Source organism: Bradyrhizobium sp. USDA 4451 (genome assembly GCF_054822585.1).
Genome location: NZ_JBTRCH010000001.1, coordinates 1,751,720 through 1,768,548, shown reverse-complemented (window position 1 = coordinate 1,768,548; position 16,829 = coordinate 1,751,720). Strand labels below are relative to the sequence as shown.

General features: G+C 63.9%; 15 protein-coding genes and 1 pseudogene. 8 read left to right on the top strand and 8 right to left on the bottom strand.

From position 1 onward, the window contains the following. Window positions 1–10: 10 nt before the first annotated feature. From ACVMB0_RS08120 to ACVMB0_RS08110, 3 genes are read right to left on the bottom strand one after another with little or no spacing between them, the layout of a single operon-like run. Window positions 11–595 carry a Smr/MutS family protein gene (locus tag ACVMB0_RS08120; protein ID WP_461345875.1) on the bottom strand — a complete coding sequence of 195 codons (585 nt, stop codon included), beginning with the start codon at window positions 593–595 and terminating at the stop codon, window positions 11–13. Further along, complete coding sequence (gene mltA / locus ACVMB0_RS08115; protein ID WP_461345874.1) at window positions 592–2,211, bottom strand: murein transglycosylase A; 1,620 nt, start codon at window positions 2,209–2,211, stop codon at window positions 592–594. The genes ACVMB0_RS08120 and mltA overlap by 4 nt, the downstream gene beginning before the upstream one ends. Further along, the gene (locus ACVMB0_RS08110; protein ID WP_456751345.1) at window positions 2,189–2,893 is read right to left on the bottom strand and encodes a Tim44/TimA family putative adaptor protein; all 705 of its coding nucleotides are present in this window, start codon (window positions 2,891–2,893) and stop codon (window positions 2,189–2,191) included. Before ACVMB0_RS08110 ends, mltA begins: the two co-directional genes overlap by 23 nt. Window positions 2,894–3,314: 421 nt before the next feature. Here ACVMB0_RS08110 and secB point away from each other — a divergent pair, with 421 nt between their 5' ends. Beyond that, entirely contained in the window at window positions 3,315–3,800 is a 486-nt protein-coding gene (secB, locus tag ACVMB0_RS08105) for a protein-export chaperone SecB (protein WP_461345873.1), read from the top strand. A 151-nt stretch (window positions 3,801–3,951) separates the two neighbouring features. Here secB and dnaQ read toward each other — a convergent pair whose 3' ends face one another. Genes dnaQ through ACVMB0_RS08085 form a run of 4 tightly spaced genes read right to left on the bottom strand, consistent with a single transcriptional unit; the run spans window position 3,952 to window position 6,802 of the window. Beyond that, window positions 3,952–4,674 carry a DNA polymerase III subunit epsilon gene (dnaQ, locus tag ACVMB0_RS08100; protein ID WP_456751347.1) on the bottom strand — a complete coding sequence of 241 codons (723 nt, stop codon included), beginning with the start codon at window positions 4,672–4,674 and terminating at the stop codon, window positions 3,952–3,954. Between the two features lie 28 nt (window positions 4,675–4,702). Continuing rightward, on the bottom strand, window positions 4,703–5,302 hold the full coding sequence (gene coaE, locus ACVMB0_RS08095; protein ID WP_456751348.1) for a dephospho-CoA kinase: 600 nt from the start codon (window positions 5,300–5,302) through the stop codon (window positions 4,703–4,705). A 44-nt stretch (window positions 5,303–5,346) separates the two neighbouring features. Then, window positions 5,347–5,955 carry a Maf family protein gene (locus tag ACVMB0_RS08090; RefSeq protein ID WP_461345872.1) on the bottom strand — a complete coding sequence of 203 codons (609 nt, stop codon included), beginning with the start codon at window positions 5,953–5,955 and terminating at the stop codon, window positions 5,347–5,349. Between the two features lie 10 nt (window positions 5,956–5,965). Next, window positions 5,966–6,802 (bottom strand): pyruvate, water dikinase regulatory protein, encoded by an 837-nt coding sequence (locus ACVMB0_RS08085; protein ID WP_461345871.1) that lies wholly within the window; start codon window positions 6,800–6,802, stop codon window positions 5,966–5,968. A gap of 463 nt (window positions 6,803–7,265) precedes the next feature. Here ACVMB0_RS08085 and hemJ point away from each other — a divergent pair, with 463 nt between their 5' ends. From hemJ to ACVMB0_RS08050, 7 genes and pseudogenes are all read left to right on the top strand, one after another. After that, window positions 7,266–7,688, top strand: coding sequence for a protoporphyrinogen oxidase HemJ (gene hemJ, locus ACVMB0_RS08080; protein WP_456756368.1), 423 nt, complete (start codon window positions 7,266–7,268; stop codon window positions 7,686–7,688). Between the two features lie 251 nt (window positions 7,689–7,939). Further along, window positions 7,940–9,205 (top strand): transcription termination factor Rho, encoded by a 1,266-nt coding sequence (rho, locus tag ACVMB0_RS08075; protein WP_021078151.1) that lies wholly within the window; start codon window positions 7,940–7,942, stop codon window positions 9,203–9,205. 310 nt (window positions 9,206–9,515) lie between these two features. Further along, window positions 9,516–10,841 carry a tRNA uridine-5-carboxymethylaminomethyl(34) synthesis GTPase MnmE gene (mnmE, locus tag ACVMB0_RS08070; protein WP_461345870.1) on the top strand — a complete coding sequence of 442 codons (1,326 nt, stop codon included), beginning with the start codon at window positions 9,516–9,518 and terminating at the stop codon, window positions 10,839–10,841. A 196-nt stretch (window positions 10,842–11,037) separates the two neighbouring features. Further along, on the top strand, window positions 11,038–12,921 hold the full coding sequence (gene mnmG, locus ACVMB0_RS08065) for a tRNA uridine-5-carboxymethylaminomethyl(34) synthesis enzyme MnmG (protein ID WP_461345869.1): 1,884 nt from the start codon (window positions 11,038–11,040) through the stop codon (window positions 12,919–12,921). Window positions 12,922–13,053: 132 nt separating this feature from the next. Next, window positions 13,054–13,719: a 16S rRNA (guanine(527)-N(7))-methyltransferase RsmG gene (gene rsmG, locus ACVMB0_RS08060; RefSeq protein WP_461345868.1), complete on the top strand. Its 666-nt coding sequence runs from the start codon at window positions 13,054–13,056 to the stop codon at window positions 13,717–13,719. 33 nt (window positions 13,720–13,752) lie between these two features. After that, entirely contained in the window at window positions 13,753–14,604 is an 852-nt protein-coding gene (locus ACVMB0_RS08055; protein ID WP_456751354.1) for a ParA family protein, read from the top strand. Between the two features lie 144 nt (window positions 14,605–14,748). Continuing rightward, window positions 14,749–15,640, top strand: a pseudogene (locus ACVMB0_RS08050) (ParB/RepB/Spo0J family partition protein). Window positions 15,641–15,759: 119 nt separating this feature from the next. On the opposite strand, the gene holA reads toward ACVMB0_RS08050, so the two are convergent. Further along, window positions 15,760–16,791, bottom strand: coding sequence for a DNA polymerase III subunit delta (holA, locus tag ACVMB0_RS08045; RefSeq protein ID WP_461345867.1), 1,032 nt, complete (start codon window positions 16,789–16,791; stop codon window positions 15,760–15,762). Window positions 16,792–16,829: the final 38 nt, after the last annotated feature.

Below are 16,829 nucleotides of genomic sequence, written 5' to 3'. Positions count from 1 at the left end.
CGGATCGTACTCATCGTGCGCGCCGGACGCGCACGTAGAGCGCGCCCTCGCCGCCATGGCCGATATGCGCTTCCTCGAAGCCGACGACCAGCGAGCGGAATTCCGGCAGGCTCAGCCATTCCGGCACCTGGCGGCGCAATACGCCGCGCTCGGACTGAAGGCCGCCGGCCTTGCCCTTGCCGGTGATGACGAGCACGAAGGTGAGCCCGTCAGAATGCGCGCGTTGCAAGAAGGCAAACAGCACCCGATGCGCGCGCATCTGCGTCATGCCGTGCAGATCGAGCCGCGCATCGATCTCCTGCCGGCCGCGCGACAGCTTTGCCCGCTCGCGGCGGCCGATCGGTGCCAGCGGCGGCACCTGTGGACGCGGCGTCGGCTTGACTGACATGACCGGCCTGACCGGGATGGGCTTTGCTGGCGCGTGATAGGCGGCGGTGTCGGAGGTCGCGGCATGGACCTTCGGAGCGGCCGGCTTCTTGCGCAGCGGCTTGACCTGTTTGGCCACACTCTCCCAGAGCGCACGCTCCTCCTCGCTCAGCGCGCGCTTGCGCCGCGACGGAGCGGATAGATCGGGAATCGGCGCGGGTCGTTTCATTGATCGCGGTGATGGCGGGAGCGCCGGGTGCGCCGCTTCTCCGGTTGCTGCGGAATGTCGGGCCGGGCGGCCGGCAATGGCACCGGTTCTGCCACAGGCGCGGCCTGCGCGACAGGGGTCGACGCTTGAGGCGCCGCGGGCGCGGCATCCTTGGCGGCGGGTTTCCCGACGACGCTAGTGCCGGCTTCTTTTGCCGTGCTCTTGGCAATACCTGATGTCGGCACATCCGCAGGCTTCGCCGCCGTCTTGTCGTTCAGCGGATCGGTCTGCGGAAACAGCTTTGCGATCTTCGCCGACGGCCGCTCGTCGGGGATCGGCAGCTTGTGGCCGCGCGCGACCGGGTCAAGCCCCTTCGGCACCAGCATCACGAACTGCATGTTGTGCCGCAGCCGGCCCGAGACCTTGCCGGCATCCGCGCCGGCGCCGAAATAGAGATCGGCGCGCGCCGGCCCGACGATCGCGGATCCGGTATCCTGCGCGATCATCAGCCGGTGGAACGGCGTCTTCGACTGTTCGGACTCGATCGGCAGCTCGCCGGCGATGAAGAACGGCGTGCCGTAGACATGCAGCGCCTTGTCGACCGCGATCGAGCGGCCCGGCGTCAGCGGCACGCCCTGCGCGCCGACGGCCTCGTCCTTGTCGGACAGCGGCACCTCGCGGAAGAACACATAGGCGCGGTTCTGCCGCCGCACCTCGTTGGCGCCGTCGGGGTTCTGCTCCATCCACTCCCTAATCTTCTGCATCGACATCTGCTCCTTCGGGATGATGCCGCGGTCGATCAGGACGCGTCCGACCGGCGTATAGGGATAGCCATTATGCGCATCGTAATTGATGCGCAGCGTGGTGCCGTCATCAAACTTGATCCGCGCCGAGCCCTGGATCTGCGCGAACAGCAGGTCGGTCTGGCTCTTCAGCCAGCAGATCTCGAGCCCGCGGCCGGCGATCGCGCCGTCCTCGATCTGGGCGCGGTCGTAAAAGGGGACGAGCTTGCGCCGGCCGATCTTGCGATACACCGGGCCGCTGTTGGGCAGGCCGACCGAGGCTTGCGTCTTGCCGCGCACGAACAGGTTGGACGGCCGGCGATAGACCGGAACATTGTAGACATCGGTCTGGGTCCGCGAGCCGTCGAGCACCGGCTCGTAATAACCGGTGACGAAACCGGCCTCCTCGCCGAGCCGCGAGATGCGCAGCGGCACGAAATTCTGCTCGAAGAATTCCTTCGCCTTGCCGCCGTCGCTGAGCACGAGCCCCTTGGCGATCCGGCAGGGATCCCGCAGCGAGCTTCCCAGCGCCTTTGAGTCTGCAGGCACCCCCTGTTGCGCCGCGATCGGCTTGCAGCTCGCACGAAACGCGTTGTAGGCGGCGAGATGATCGTCGTCGTTCCAGCCGGAGACATTGGGCCAGGTCAGCGGCTCATACTGGCTGCCGCTGACCTGCAGCGGCAATTCCAGATTGGGATAGGGGATCGGGTGGGATTGCTCGTGCCGTGGCGCAGCGTGCCGGCTCGTCCTGTAGCGCGCGGCGATCGCCGCCGTGGAGCACAGGACAGCGAGCGCACAGCACGCGATCGCGAGGCGCCCGTAGCTGAGATGTTTAGTGAGCGCTTCCAGTGCCAACCAGCTTCCAGTTCGGATCGCGGGAAGTCGAGTCGCGGGCGAATGTCCAGATGTCGGTGATGTCGGCGACCTTGTCCGGGCTGCCGTCGACGATGGTTCCGGCCTTGTCGCGCGTGACCGAGATCATCTGCGACACGAAGCGGACGGTGAGCTGGATCGAGCGATCGCGCGTCTCCGCGCTGACGATCTCGGCCTTGTCGATCGAGACAAACCGGGTCTCGGTCTTCTGCTCGTGCTTCTCGCGATCCTTGATCGCGGCCTCGAAGCTCTCATAGACCTCGCTCGACAGCAGGTCGCGCAGCGCGCGGCGGTCGCCATTGGCGAAAGCCAGCACGATCATCTCATAGGCCGAGCGGGCGCCTGAGAGGAAATGTCGCGGGTCGAACGAGGAGTCCTGGGCGGCCACCGCGTCGAGACCCTGCGCCAGCGGTGTCCCGGGCTCGGCGATGCCCTTCCAGCGCTCCGTGGGCTCGACCGGCTCGGCTGTTGCGGCCGGGGCCGGCTGATCGATCACCGATCCCGGGATCGGCACGACGTTGTTATCCTGGCCGCGCTGCAGGACGTTGGGTGCTGCACGATCATATGGCGGTCGCTCGCTTCCCGTGCGCTGCCCGAGAACGCTGCGCAGGCGCAGGAAGATAAACACGGCCAGCGCCAGGAAGATGATGGTGTAGATATCCACGTCGAATTCGCTTTCTGGTCTCTGCCGGCAACGGGCCGGGCATCAAAGCGTTCCCGGTCGGGAACGGCAGAGATTACATCGCCGAGTGAGTCCGCAGCATGTAGGCACGAAACTATGCCCGGCCAATGGCGCTTTTTGGCACGGGCAAGTGTAGCGCGTTTTAACCCCGGGGGGAAACCCGTTCCTTCCCGGAAATCGCGCATCTTCAATAATTTAGGAAGCTGTTAAGAGGTTGGGCGGAGTAGCGCTCGCGCGCCGATTGCCAAAGCTTCGGCCGCAGCCGCACCGCCCCGCGATTACTCGTCGTCCTTGTGGACCGAGCCGGGCCTATGATAGCCACTCGCCCGGAATCGGCATTCCCAACACCTTAACGCGTGCCGTCGGACATCCTGTCCCGAGCGCCGCTCCAGGAGACATTTTCATGACCAATGGCAACGGCGCGCCCGTCGAACAGGCCGCTCCCCAGCTCAACGTTCTGGCGCAGTACACCAAGGACCTGTCGTTCGAGAACCCGAATGCGCCGGCCTCGCTCGGCCAGCAGCAGCAACAGCCGGCGATCAACATCCAGATCAACGTCTCCGCCAACAACCTGTCGGAGAACGAGTACGAGGTGATCCTCTCGATCGAGGGCAAGGCCGAGACCGCGGGCAAGGTGATGTTCAGCTTCGACCTCGCCTATGCCGGCGTCTTCCGGATCGTGAACGTGCCGAAGGAGAACCTGCACCCGCTGGTCATGATCGAGTGCCCGCGACTGCTGTTCCCGTTCGCGCGCGAGATCGTCGCAACCTCGGTCCGCGACGGCGGCTTCCCGCCCTTGCTGCTCGATCCGGTCGATTTCGTCGGCCTCTACCGCCAGAACATGGAGCGCCAGGCAGCCCAGGCCGCCTCCGGCGTCAAGCCGAGCTGATTCGCAATTCGAGATAGCGTCACCCGGACCTGTGAGCCGTCATCCTGAGGAGCCCGCACTTGCGGGCGTCTCGAAGGATCGACGGCCACCGACCGGGCCGATTCATCCTTCGAGACGCCGCTGCGCGGCTCCTCAGGATGACGGGTAAGATTTAAGCCGCCGGGGCTTCGGCGGGCGCCGGCGGCGGCAAATAGTCGTTCCAGATCGGCTTGTCGCCGAGCGTGGCGACGAACGCCCGGTGGGCTTCGCGATCCGCGTCGCTGACCCGCGCCACCAGGGCCGTCTCGCGCTGCCGGCGCGGCGTATCACCATAGCTGCCGGCGCGCGCATCCGATGTTTCGGACGCCAGGATGAGCTGCGACTGCCGCGCCCCGATCAGATCGATATAGACCTCGGCCAGCAGCTCGGCGTCGAGCAAGGCGCCGTGCTTGGTGCGTCGGGAATTGTCGATCTGATAGCGCGAGCAGAGATCATCGAGCCGATTCGACACGCCGGGATGCTTGCGCCGCGCCAGCAGCAGCGTATCGACCAGCCGATCCTTCGGGATCGCCTTCCGCTTGATGCGGTCGAGCTCGGCATTGATGAAGCTGATGTCGAACGAGGCGTTGTGGATCACCAACGGCGTGTCGCCGATGAAGGCCAGGAACTCATCGACCACTTCGGTGAACAGCGGCTTGGACGCCAGGAACTCGGTCGACAGCCCATGGACGTTGAACGCTTCCAACGGCATGTCGCGCTCGGGATTGATGTAGACGTGGTAGGTCAGCCCGGTCGGCATGCGGTTGAATATCTCGACGCAGCCGATCTCGACCAGCCGGTCGCCGCGCAGCGGATCGAGGCCAGTGGTTTCGGTATCGAGAACGATTTCGCGCATGACGTGAGGGCATCCGGAAGACGGCGAATCAGACGCGCCGCTTCGGCATCTTAACAACCTCGGCCAGAATGTCGCGGATGCGCGCCCGCACCGGATCAAGTCCGTGCGAGGTATCCACTATGAAATCCGCGCGCTTGCGCTTTTCGGCATCCGGCATCTGCTTGGCGATGATGGCGTCGAGTTTCGCCGCATCCATGGTGCCGCGGGCCAGCACGCGTTCGCGCTGCAGTTCCGGCGAGGTGGTGACGACGACGACGGCATCGACACGCTTCTCGCCGCCGGTCTCGAACAGCAGCGGGATGTCGAGAATGACGATCGGGTTGCCTGCGGCTTCCGCGTCGGCGAAGAATTTCTGCCGCGATGCGCCGAGCATCGGATGCACGATCTGCTCAAGCTGCTTCATCGCCGCGGGATCGTGCACCACGCGCGCCGACAGCTTGGCGCGATCGACCTTGCCGCCCGTAGTGGTGCCGGGAAACGCGGCCTCTATCGCCGGTGCGGCTTCACCCTCGTAGAGCTGATGCACGGCCGCATCGGCATCGTACACCGGCACGCCGGCCTCCATGAACAATTTGGCCGTGGTGGATTTCCCCATCCCGATCGAGCCGGTCAGTCCAACAATCAACATGCCATCAACATCGGTTCAGTATCTCGTCGCCTCGCCTTCGCATCTCACACCGCGAGCAGCTTCTCGCGGCGCAGGAATGCGAGCAGTGACAATAGCGGCAGGCCGAGGATGGTGAAATGGTCGCCTTCGATCCGCTCGAACAGGTGCACGCCGAGGCCCTCGAGCTGGTAGGCGCCGACGCTGGTCGTCACCGCTTCCCCGGCCTGGTCGAGATAGGCCTCGATTTCGCCGGCGGCGAGCCGCCGCATGGTCATGCGAGCCACGCTGACGTCGTTGAATAAGACTTTCCCCTCACGCGCGACCGCGACGGCGGAATGCAGTTCGTGGGTTTGTCCGGCAAGCAGACCGAGCTGCTCGGCAGCCTGCGCGCGGCCGGCCGGCTTGCTGAACATCCGCTGGCCAAGCGCTAGCGTTTGATCTGCGCCGACCACGTATTGAGCGGGCTTATGCCTGGATATGAACAGCGCCTTCTCGCGCGCCAAAAGCGAAGCGATCTCGCCGGGCGCGGAGAGGCCGGAATTCTTCTGCACCGCGCGCTCGTCGATATCCGCCGGCAGCGCCTCGCAATGGAGGCCGGCGTTTTCCAGCAGCATCCTTCGCGCCCGGCTTTGCGATGCCAGAATGAGCTTCTGTGGTCCGCGCCAGATGTTCATGACACGACGATTATTCCGACGGCCGGGCGCGCTGGCGGTCGTTGTAGAGCTTCATGATCGCGGCCGCCGTCTCCTCGATCGAGCGACGCGTCACGTCGAGCAGGGCCCAATTGAACTTCGCGCTGAGGCGCCGGGCAAACGCGACCTCGTCGGCCACCGCCTGCTTGTCGATGTAGGTGTCGTTGTCGCGGTCGCCCATGGTGAGCAGGCGGTTCTGCCGGACCTGGATCAATCGTTCCGGCGTCGCATGCAGGCTGACCACGAGCGGCTTCTTCAAGGTCTCGAGCTGGTGCGGCAAGGGAATGCCGGGCACCAGCGGCACATTCGCAGTCCTGATGCCGCGGTTGGCAAGATAGATCGAGGTCGGCGTCTTCGAGGTCCGGGACACCCCCACCAGGACGATATCGGCCTCCTCGAGGCCTTCGACATGCTGACCGTCGTCGTGGATCATCGTGTAGTTCAGCGCGTCGATCCGGCTGAAATATTCCGCATTCAGCACGTGCTGCGCACCGACGCGACCGGTCGTCGCGGCGCCCAGATACGCCTCGAACAACTGCATCACCGGCCCGATGATCGACAGGCTCGGCACGTTGATTTCCTTGCACTTGCCCTCGAGCCGGCCGACCAGGTCCTTCTCCAGCAGCGTGAACAGCACGATGCCGGGCGATTCCTCGATCTCGTCGAGCACCCGGTCGAGCTGCTTCTGGCTGCGCACCAGCGGATAGACATGCTCGACCGCGGTCACGTTGGCGTATTGCGCGGCGACCGCGCGCGCCACTGTTATCAGCGTCTCGCCGGTCGAGTCGGACACCAGATGGAGGTGGAAATAGTTGGAAGTCGTCGGCACCAGAGCCCCTGTCTATCCTGTGAATCCCTGTGGAGGTCGAGGACAAGAATCCGGGTCCGCCGCCCGGCCCGTGAATATCTCATCCCTTTCTTCACAGCACCCCGTGAAAGGATAAGTCGGCATCATGGCCAGGATGATAGTGAACCGATGTGGATTTGTCTCTTCATAAGCTGGCCACAGAGCTGCGCAACCGATTGAGCCGAGCGGCGGATTCCGGATATCCGCCCTCGCCTGCCGGAATGTTGAGGGATGTGAACAAGCCCGCGAAAGCCGCTGGACCGCATTGCATGAGTCAAATTCACCGCCATTAAGACTCAAACCTTAGATTCTAAAATTAATTAGGTTTAGGAGAGCCGTGTGTGCGGATATGTATCCGTCCCTCGCTTGCGGAGCTTTGTCCGCGACGCCGAGGCGGTCCGACTGTTCCCTGCCGAGCTGTTCCCTGAAAGGCATCGCTGCGATGTTGTATGACTGGATCAAGGCGCTGCACATCATTGCCGTCATCTCCTGGATGGCGGGCATGCTCTATCTGCCGCGGCTGTTCGTCTATCATTGCGAGGCCGAGGCCGGCTCGAAGCAATCCGAGACCTTCAAGGTCATGGAGCGCCGACTTTTGAAAGCGATCATCAATCCCGCGATGATCGTGACCTGGCTCGCCGGGCTTTATCTGGTCTGGGCCGGACACTGGTACCTTTCCGGCTGGTTTCACGTCAAATTTACGCTGGTGCTGATCATGTCGGGTATCCACGGCTTTTTGTCTCGCTGCGTGAAGGATTTCGCCGCCGACCGGAATCAGCGAAGCCAGAAATTTTATCGTATTATCAACGAGGTGCCGACAGTTTTGATGATCCTGATCGTCATCATGGTGGTCGTGAAGCCGTTCTAGACTTTGCGATGCCCAAGACGCATGCTTCACTCCTTCTTGCGAAGGACGGATCGATTTTCTATATAGGTTTTATCCCACCCCACGCAGGCGGATGTGGTCGCGTTCCGGTTCTTTTCGGGCCGGCGCCGCATCAGGTTTGAAAGCCCAAACGGCACTTTCCTGGCTGAGACCTGCGGACCTTCCTATGGCGTCCGCTTTTTCCAGAGCCACCTCGCACCCTTCCCTACTTACTTCCTCACAGGACGACCCCGATGCGGGAAATCAAACTCCAGGACCTCAAATCGAAAACGCCGGCCGAGCTCGTCTCGTTCGCGGAAGAGAATGGGGTCGAGAATGCCAGCACCATGCGCAAGCAGGAGCTGATGTTCGCAATTCTCAAGCAGCTCGCGATCGCCGAGACCGACATTATCGGTGAAGGCGTTGTCGAGGTGCTGTCCGACGGCTTCGGCTTTCTTCGTTCGCCCGACGCGAACTATTTGCCGGGCCCCGACGACATCTACGTTTCGCCGTCGCAGATCCGCCGTTTCGGCCTGCGCACCGGCGATACGATCGAAGGCCATATTCGCAGCCCGAAGGAGGGCGAACGCTATTTCGCGCTGCTGAAGGTCAACACGCTCAATTTCGAAGATCCGGAAAAGTCGAAGCACAAGGTCAATTTCGACAACCTCACGCCGCTGTTTCCCAATCAGCGTTTCCGCATGGAGCTTGAGGATTCCACCAAGAAAGACCTGTCTGCCCGCGTGATCGATATCGTCGCGCCGATCGGCAAGGGCCAACGCGCGCTGATCGTGGCGCCGCCGCGCACCGGCAAGACGGTGCTGATGCAGAACATCGCGCACTCGATCACCGCCAATCATCCCGACTGCTATCTGATCGTGCTGCTGATCGACGAGCGTCCGGAAGAAGTCACGGACATGCAGCGCTCGGTGAAGGGCGAGGTCGTGTCGTCGACCTTCGACGAACCCGCCGTGCGTCACGTCCAGGTCGCCGAGATGGTGATCGAGAAGGCCAAGCGCCTGGTCGAGCACGGCCGCGACGTCGTGATCCTGCTCGATTCGATCACCCGTCTCGGCCGCGCCTACAACACCGTCGTGCCGTCATCCGGCAAGGTGCTGACCGGCGGTGTCGACGCCAACGCGTTGCAGCGCCCGAAGCGCTTCTTCGGTGCCGCGCGTAACATCGAGGAGGGAGGTTCGCTGACCATCATCGCGACCGCGCTGGTCGATACCGGCAGCCGCATGGACGAAGTCATCTTCGAAGAGTTCAAGGGCACCGGTAACTCCGAACTGATCCTCGACCGCAAGGTCTCGGACAAACGGACCTTCCCGGCGATCGACATCGCCCGCTCCGGCACCCGCAAGGAGGAGCTGATCACCGATCCGCAGGTGCTGAAGAAGATGTATGTCCTACGCCGCATCCTCAATCCGATGGGCACCATGGACGCGATCGACTTCCTGCTCGACAAGCTCCGGAACACGAAGAGCAATTCGGAATTCTTCGATTCCATGAACACCTGAGGCCGCGGACAAATAGCGAGGCCGAAACGAATAGGGCGCTCCGCACAAACGGGGCGCCTTTTTCATGCTGCGGATTTGCTGCAGCAAAGTGCAACACGAATTAGGCTGGCGGCGCTCGTGGAATTTTCGTTTAACTTATTGATATAATTCAGAATTATAATCCTACGTCATAGGCAGATTCACACTTTTTTGCAGCAAGATTGCTGCGCGGTTGCTGTATCTGATTATCGACATATTGCACTGCAGCATTTTGCTTAGGTGTGCGAGGTGGAAGGCATTGCCTTTGCCGGTTTGCTTTGGAAGATAGGCGATGCATCCGCGCGATCAGACCATCTTCGCATTGTCCTCCGGACGTCCGCCGAGTGCGATCGCCATTGTCAGGCTGTCTGGCCCAATGGCCGCATCGGTCATTGAAGGATTGGCGGGCAAGATGCCGACGCCGCGGAAGGCGGCCCGCGCGTTGCTCCATGATTCAAACCATCAGCCGATCGACGATGCTGTCGTGTTGTGGTTCCCCGGCTCGGGGAGCGCCACCGGCGAAGACGTGGCCGAGTTTCATGTCCATGGCGGACGTGCGGTGCTGTCGGCGATGTTCGACGCCATCGCGGCATTCGAGAATGTGCGGCTGGCCGAACCCGGCGAGTTCACCCGGCGGGCATTCGAGAACGGCAAGCTCGACCTGACCGAGGCCGAAGGTCTCGACGATCTGATTCACGCCGACACCGACCGCCAGCGGCGCCAGGCGCTGCGCCAGCTGAAGGGGTTGCTCGGCGATCGCGCGCGTGACTGGCGCGAGCGGATCATTGCGGCGTCGGCGCTGATCGAGGCCGGCATCGATTTCTCCGATGAAGGCGATGTGCCGGCGGAGCTGATCGCGCCGGCGCTCGAGAAGGTCCGGGCGTTGCATGACGAGATCAAGCAGGTGCTTGCGGGGCAGGGGCAAAGCGAACGGTTGCGCGACGGCCTGGTGGTCGCGATCGCCGGTCCGCCGAATGTCGGCAAATCGACCCTGATCAATCAGCTCGCGAAGCGCGAGGTCGCGATCGTTTCACCGCATGCCGGCACGACCCGCGACGTGATCGAGGTGCAGCTCGATCTCGACGGCTATCCCGTCACGGTGATCGACACCGCCGGGATCCGCGAGACCATCGATCCTGTGGAGCAGGAAGGTGTCCGCCGCGCTCGGGTTCGTGCCGCCGAAGCCGACCTCGTGCTGTGGCTCGCCGACAGTGGCGGCGCGAAGATTGGGCATGGTGGCACCACACCGACCTGGCTGGTGCGAAACAAGATCGACTTGGTCAGGACCCCGGCGGGCGAGGGTGGCAATTATCCCGAATTCCGGATCTCGGCGGCCCGCGGCGATGGCCTCTCCGAACTGATTGCCGCGCTGGTCGGCTTTGCGCACGACTATTTCGCGACCAGCGAGGGCGGCTTGATCAGCCGGACCCGGCAACGCGGATTGCTTGAGGAGACGGTCGAGTCGCTTCGGCACAGCATCGAGGTCGTCGGGCAGGGCGAGGAGCTGGCGGCGGAGGAACTCCGCAGGGCGGCAATGTCACTCGGCCGTCTGCTCGGCCGGGTCGATGTCGAGGACATCCTGGACGTCATCTTCCGCGAGTTCTGCGTCGGTAAGTGAGCCGACACGCAGCTGTTTCACGTGAAACATGGTTTCGAGCTGTTTAAGGAACTCTCCCGTTTCACGTGAAACAGCCACAGTCCGGCATTGCGAGCGAGAAGAACCGGTCCATATTCGTCTTGAATGGTCGGTCTCCCCTTAGGCAGACCCTACTTCGTTCTTCCGCCTTTCATCACTCCACGATAGAAGTCCCGCCATGACTTTCAGGGCAGACTCATTCGACGTCATCGTCATCGGCGGCGGCCATGCCGGCTGCGAGGCCGCGAGCGCGTCCGCCCGGATGGGCGCGAAAACCGCCCTGGTGACCCATCGTTTTGCGACCATCGGCGCAATGTCCTGCAATCCCGCCATCGGTGGCCTCGGCAAGGGCCATCTGGTCCGCGAAGTCGACGCGCTGGATGGTTTGATGGGCCGGGTCGCCGATGCCGGCGGCATCCAGTTCCGCATGCTCAACCGCCGCAAGGGTCCGGCGGTCCGTGGCCCGCGGGCCCAGGCCGATCGCAAGCTCTATGCGGCGGCAATGCAGGCCGCCATCACCGAGACCGCCAACCTCCGCGTCATTGAGGGCGAGGCGGATGAGTTGATCGTGGTCGATGGGCGCGTGACCGGCATTCGTCTGGGTGACGGCCGTCAGCTAGCTGCGGGTGCGGTTGTGATCACGACCGGCACCTTCCTTCGTGGTTTGATCCATCTGGGCGAGAGGAACTGGCCGGCGGGCCGGGTCGATGAGGCACCGGCCATGGGCCTGTCCAACTCGTTCGAGCGGGCGGGCTTTGTGCTCGGCCGGCTCAAGACCGGGACGCCGCCGCGCCTGGACGGCAGCACGATCGACTGGTCCGCGGTCGAAATGCAGCCCGGAGACGAGCCTCCGGAGCCGTTTTCGGTCATGACCGACCGGATCACGACCCCGCAGATCCAGTGCGGCATCACCCGGACCACGCCGGCGACCCATGAGGTGATCCGGGCCAATGTGCATCGCTCGCCGATGTATTCTGGCCAGATCAAGAGCTCCGGACCCCGCTATTGTCCCTCGATCGAGGACAAGATCGTCCGTTTCGGCGACCGCGATGGCCACCAAATCTTCCTCGAGCCGGAAGGGCTCGACGACACCACGGTCTACCCGAATGGTATCTCGACCTCACTCCCAGAGGAGGTCCAGCTCGCGATCCTGGCCAGTATTCCGGGCCTCGAGCGGGTGAAGATGGTCCGGCCGGGCTATGCGATCGAATATGACCATGTCGATCCCAGGGAGCTGGATCCCACCTTGCAGACCAAGCGTCTGCGCGGACTCTTCCTGGCCGGTCAGATCAACGGCACCACGGGCTATGAGGAAGCGGCGGGGCAGGGCATCGTCGCCGGGCTCAACGCCGCACTGGTTGCCGGCGATGCCGATCCAATCGTGTTCGACCGCGCTGACGGCTATCTCGGCGTGATGATCGACGACCTCGTGACCCGCGGGATCACCGAGCCCTACCGCATGTTCACCTCGCGCGCCGAGTATCGGCTGACCCTGCGGGCCGACAATGCCGATCAGCGGCTGACCGACAAAGGCATCGCGCTCGGATGCGTCGGATCGGCCCGCGCGGAGCACCACCGGACCAAGATGGCGGCACTGGACGCGGCCAAGACCATGGCGAAGTCGCTCGCGATCACGCCGAATGAAGCCGCCAAGCACGGCCTCACGCTCAATCGCGACGGCCATCGCCGCTCCGCCTTTGAATTGCTGGCTTATCCGGAGATCGAGTGGCCAATGGTCCAGGCGATCTGGCCGGAGCTGTCGGCGATTGACCCCGCAATCGCGGTGCATCTCGAGATCGATGCCAAGTACGATGTCTATCTGAAGCGCCAGACCGCTGATGTCGACGCCTTCCGGCGCGACGAGGGCTTGGTCCTGACCGATGTCGACTATGCCGACGTGCCCGGTCTCTCGAATGAGGCGCGCGCCAAGCTGCAGAAAGCGCAGCCGCGGACGGTCGGGCAGGCGGGCCGGATCGATGGCATGACGCCAGCGGCGCTGGGCATTCTGGCCGCCTATCTGCGGCGCGAGGCGCGGCGAAAATCAGCCAAGGCGAGCGCCTGACGTTTCACGTGAAACGGGCGGCCTCGTCATGGCGAGGAGCGGAAGCGACGAAGCAATCCATCGCTTCCGCGGGTGGCACGATGGATTGCTTCGCTTCGCTCGCAATGGCGAGCTCGACCGGCGTTTCCGAGAATGGCTCCAGCTCCACAATCCGCCGAACTTACCGTCTCCCCTAAGGACAAGGCGGCGGCGCTCTCGCTAACTCCTGTTCCACGTGAAACAGAGACACGGCTCGATCGCTACGTCGCGCTCCTCCTGGAATGGCAAGCCAAGACCAATCTCGTCGCGCCCTCGACGCTGCCGAACCTCTGGACCCGCCATATCTCCGATTCGCTGCAGATCCTGAGTCTCGCGCCGACGGCAAAGTTCTGGGTCGACCTCGGCAGCGGCGGCGGCTTCCCCGGCGTCGTGCTTGCCTGCGCTCTGGCCGAGACACCGGGCGCATCCATCCATCTGGTTGAGCGAATCGCCAAGAAGGCCGCATTCTTGCGGGAGGCGATTCGCGTCACGGCATCTCCCGGGACGGTGCATCTGGCTGATATCGGGGATACTGTGGATAGAATCGCCGGCCCGATCGATTGCGTCACCGCGCGGGCGCTGGCTCCGTTACATCAACTGATCGGCTTTGCGGAGCCGTGGGTCAAAAAGGGCGCCAAGGCGCTGTTTTTGAAGGGTCAAGATGTAGAGGCCGAATTGACCGAGGCCACTAAATATTGGAATATTGAGCCAAAGCTACACTCCAGCCGGACGGGCGGACAAGGCTGGATCGTCGAACTCGGATCAATCGAGCGGCGCTAAAGGGGACTCCGCGAGAGTAAACGGTATTTTGGTATGACTGTGATGGACGAGGTTTATCAAGAAGATAGGACGTCGCAGCCGCCCGGCCAGCCGCGCATCCTGTCGCTCGCCAACCAGAAGGGCGGCGTCGGCAAGACAACTACAGCGATTAATCTTGGTACCGCACTCGCCGCGATCGGCGAGCGCGTCCTGATCGTCGATCTCGATCCGCAGGGCAACGCCTCGACCGGCCTCGGCATCGATCGCCGCAGCCGCAACTGCTCGACCTACGACGTCTTGATCGGCGAAGCGCCACTGCGCGATGCGGTGGTCGCGACCGCGGTGCCGCGGCTGCATATCGCTGCCTCCACCATGGATCTCTCCGGTCTCGAGCTCGAGCTCGGCACCACGCCGGGCCGCGCCTTCCGGCTGCGCGATGCGATCGCCGGGCTGAACAACAACGTCTCGCCCGACTCGGACTACACCTATGTGCTGATCGACTGCCCGCCCTCGCTCAATCTGCTGACCGTGAATGCGATGGCCGCGTCGGACGCGATCCTGGTGCCGCTGCAATGCGAGTTCTTTGCGCTCGAAGGTCTGTCGCAATTGCTGCAGACCGTGGAGCAGGTGCGTTCGACGCTCAATCCGACGCTGTCGATCCACGGCATCGTGCTGACCATGTTCGACTCGCGCAACAACCTCTCCAACCAGGTGGTTGCCGACGTGCGCCAGTTCATGGGCAACAAGGTGTACGACACCATGATCCCGCGCAATGTGCGCATCTCGGAAGCGCCGTCCTACGGCAAGCCGGTCTTGGTCTACGATCTGAAATGCGCCGGCAGCGATGCGTATCTCAAGCTCGCCACCGAAGTGATCCAGCGTGAGCGCGAGCTGCGCGCGCATTGACAGCGATGCGTAGGATGGGTGGAGCGAAGCGATACCCATCGCGGCACGCAACGAGAGTGATGGGTTTCGCTGCGCTCTACCCATCCTACGATTCTGAAATTCAAGTCTGGAGTACTGCGCGTGAATCCAAGGGAGCTCGCAACAATGGCCGATGAAGCGCGTTCGCGACTGGGGCGCGGGCTGGCAAGCCTGATCGGAGATGTCGGCGGCGAGGCGGCCGCGCATGTCGAGCGGCCGCGCAACCAGCGCAAGGTGCCGATCGAATTCCTCAAGCCCAACCCGCGCAATCCGCGGCGGAGCTTCGCCGATGCCGAGCTCGGCGAGCTCGCCGATTCGATCAAGGCGCGCGGCGTTATCCAGCCGATCGTGGTGCGCGCGATCAAGGGCGCGCAGGACCGCTTTGAGATCATCGCCGGCGAACGCCGCTGGCGCGCCTCGCAGCTGGGCCGGCCTGCATGAAGTGCCGATCGTGCCGGTCGAGGTCTCTGATTCCGACGCGCTCGAGATCATGATCATCGAGAACGTGCAGCGCGAAGACCTCAACGCGATGGAAGAGGCTCTGGGCTACCATTCGCTCGCCGACGAGTTCAAGCGCAGCCAGGAAGACATCGCCAAGATCGTCGGCAAGAGCCGCAGCCACGTCGCCAACATGATGCGGCTGACCAAGCTGCCGGCCGAGGTGCAGGCGCTGATCTCGAAGGGCGATCTCTCCGCCGGCCACGCCCGCGCGCTGATCGGCGTGCCGGATCCGCTGACGGCCGCGAAGCGAATCGTCGCCGAGGGTCTCAACGTCCGCCAGGCCGAGGCGCTGGCGCACGAGGAGGGCGTGCCGGAGCGCAAGCCGCAGAAGGCGCGAGCGGGCTGCGCGCCCAAGGTCGACAAGGACGCCGACACGCTGGCGCTGGAGAAGCGCGTCAGCGATGCGCTCGGCCTCGCCGTCACCGTCAGCCACCGCGATCCCGGCGGCACCGTCCAGATCAACTACCGCAACCTCGAGCAGCTCGATGAGGTGGTGCGGCGGCTCGAGGGCGGTTAGTTCGTAGGGCTCTTTCCGTCATTGCGAGCGAAGCGAAGCAATCCATGGTGCGGAATATGCTGTGCAATGGATTGCTTCGTCGCGTTCGCTCCTCGCAATGACGAGGCGGGAAAATTCGGCTACCCCCGCCGTTTCGCATTCACCGCGATGGCCAGCAGCGCACGCTGTGCGATCACGGCGGCGAGGGGGGCCTGCTTGCGCATGTCGAGCGCGGCGGTGGCGAGCTGGTCGATGATGTTCACCAGCCGCGGCGGCGTGAAATTGCGCAGCGCGATCTCGACCGCCGGCTTGCGCGAGAAATGCAGCCGCGGGAAACCGCCTTCGAGCACGGCCGATGCCGGCGTGCCGTCCGCGATCGCCAGCGCCGATTTGTGCAGCCATGCGGCCTGGCGCTGTGCGGCCGAGATGATCACGCCGGGATAGGTGCCGGCGACCATCGCCTTGGTGAACTCGCTCTCGACCAGCGCGGCATTGCCGGCGAACGCGCCGTCGACGATCGGATCGAGCTTCAGCTCGGAGGCGTCGGAGACCACGGTCATGACGTCGTCGAGCGTGATCTCGCCCTTACCGTGCGCGAACAGCGCGAGCTTGCGCAGCTCGTTGCGCGAAGCCATGCGGTCGCCGCCGAGCAGCGACATCAGCACCGCGCGGGCATCGTTCGCGAGCCGCAGGTTCGACAGCCGCAGCTCATCCTCGATCAGCTTGGTCAAGTCGCGTTCGGTGTCGGGATAGCAGCCGATCGCCACCGCGTTCTTGGCCCGCTCGCAGATCTTGCGCAGCGGCGATTCCGGCCGGAGCTCGCCGGCCTCGATCACGATGCGGCAATCCTTCAGGGCTGTGGTCCCGGTCAGCGTCTCGACGCCGCTCGAAAAATTGCGCGAGCCGGCGCGGACGCGGATGGCGCGGCGGCCGCCGAACAGCGGCACCGTCATCGCTTCGTCGACCAGCCGCGACGGTTCGGCGGCGAGCTCGTCGCCGTCGAGCCGCACCAGCGAAAACGGATCGTTGGGATCGTCGACGGCCGAGGCCATCAGCGCGTCGGCGCGCTCGCGCACCAGGCCCAGGTCCGGGCCGTAAAGCAGGATGATCGGTCGGCCGGCATCAGGCCGGGCGAGGAAGGTGTCGATCTCTTTTCCGCGAAGTGCGACCATCTAGCCTTGTGCTGTCATTCCGGGGCGCCTCGTCAGAG

What these genes read in the sequence shown, in the direction of transcription:
- ACVMB0_RS08120 (WP_461345875.1), bottom strand. Translation starts at nt 595, where the DNA reads ATGAAACGACCCGCGCCGATTCCCGATCTATCCGCTCCGTCGCGGCGC.
- secB (WP_461345873.1), top strand. Translation starts at nt 3,315, where the DNA reads ATGACCAATGGCAACGGCGCGCCCGTCGAACAGGCCGCTCCCCAGCTC.
- dnaQ (WP_456751347.1), bottom strand. Translation starts at nt 4,674, where the DNA reads ATGCGCGAAATCGTTCTCGATACCGAAACCACTGGCCTCGATCCGCTG.
- coaE (WP_456751348.1), bottom strand. Translation starts at nt 5,302, where the DNA reads ATGTTGATTGTTGGACTGACCGGCTCGATCGGGATGGGGAAATCCACC.
- ACVMB0_RS08090 (WP_461345872.1), bottom strand. Translation starts at nt 5,955, where the DNA reads ATGAACATCTGGCGCGGACCACAGAAGCTCATTCTGGCATCGCAAAGC.
- rho (WP_021078151.1), top strand. Translation starts at nt 7,940, where the DNA reads ATGCGGGAAATCAAACTCCAGGACCTCAAATCGAAAACGCCGGCCGAG.
- mnmE (WP_461345870.1), top strand. Translation starts at nt 9,516, where the DNA reads ATGCATCCGCGCGATCAGACCATCTTCGCATTGTCCTCCGGACGTCCG.
- mnmG (WP_461345869.1), top strand. Translation starts at nt 11,038, where the DNA reads ATGACTTTCAGGGCAGACTCATTCGACGTCATCGTCATCGGCGGCGGC.
- rsmG (WP_461345868.1), top strand. Translation starts at nt 13,054, where the DNA reads ATGGCTCCAGCTCCACAATCCGCCGAACTTACCGTCTCCCCTAAGGAC.
- ACVMB0_RS08055 (WP_456751354.1), top strand. Translation starts at nt 13,753, where the DNA reads ATGACTGTGATGGACGAGGTTTATCAAGAAGATAGGACGTCGCAGCCG.
- holA (WP_461345867.1), bottom strand. Translation starts at nt 16,791, where the DNA reads ATGGTCGCACTTCGCGGAAAAGAGATCGACACCTTCCTCGCCCGGCCT.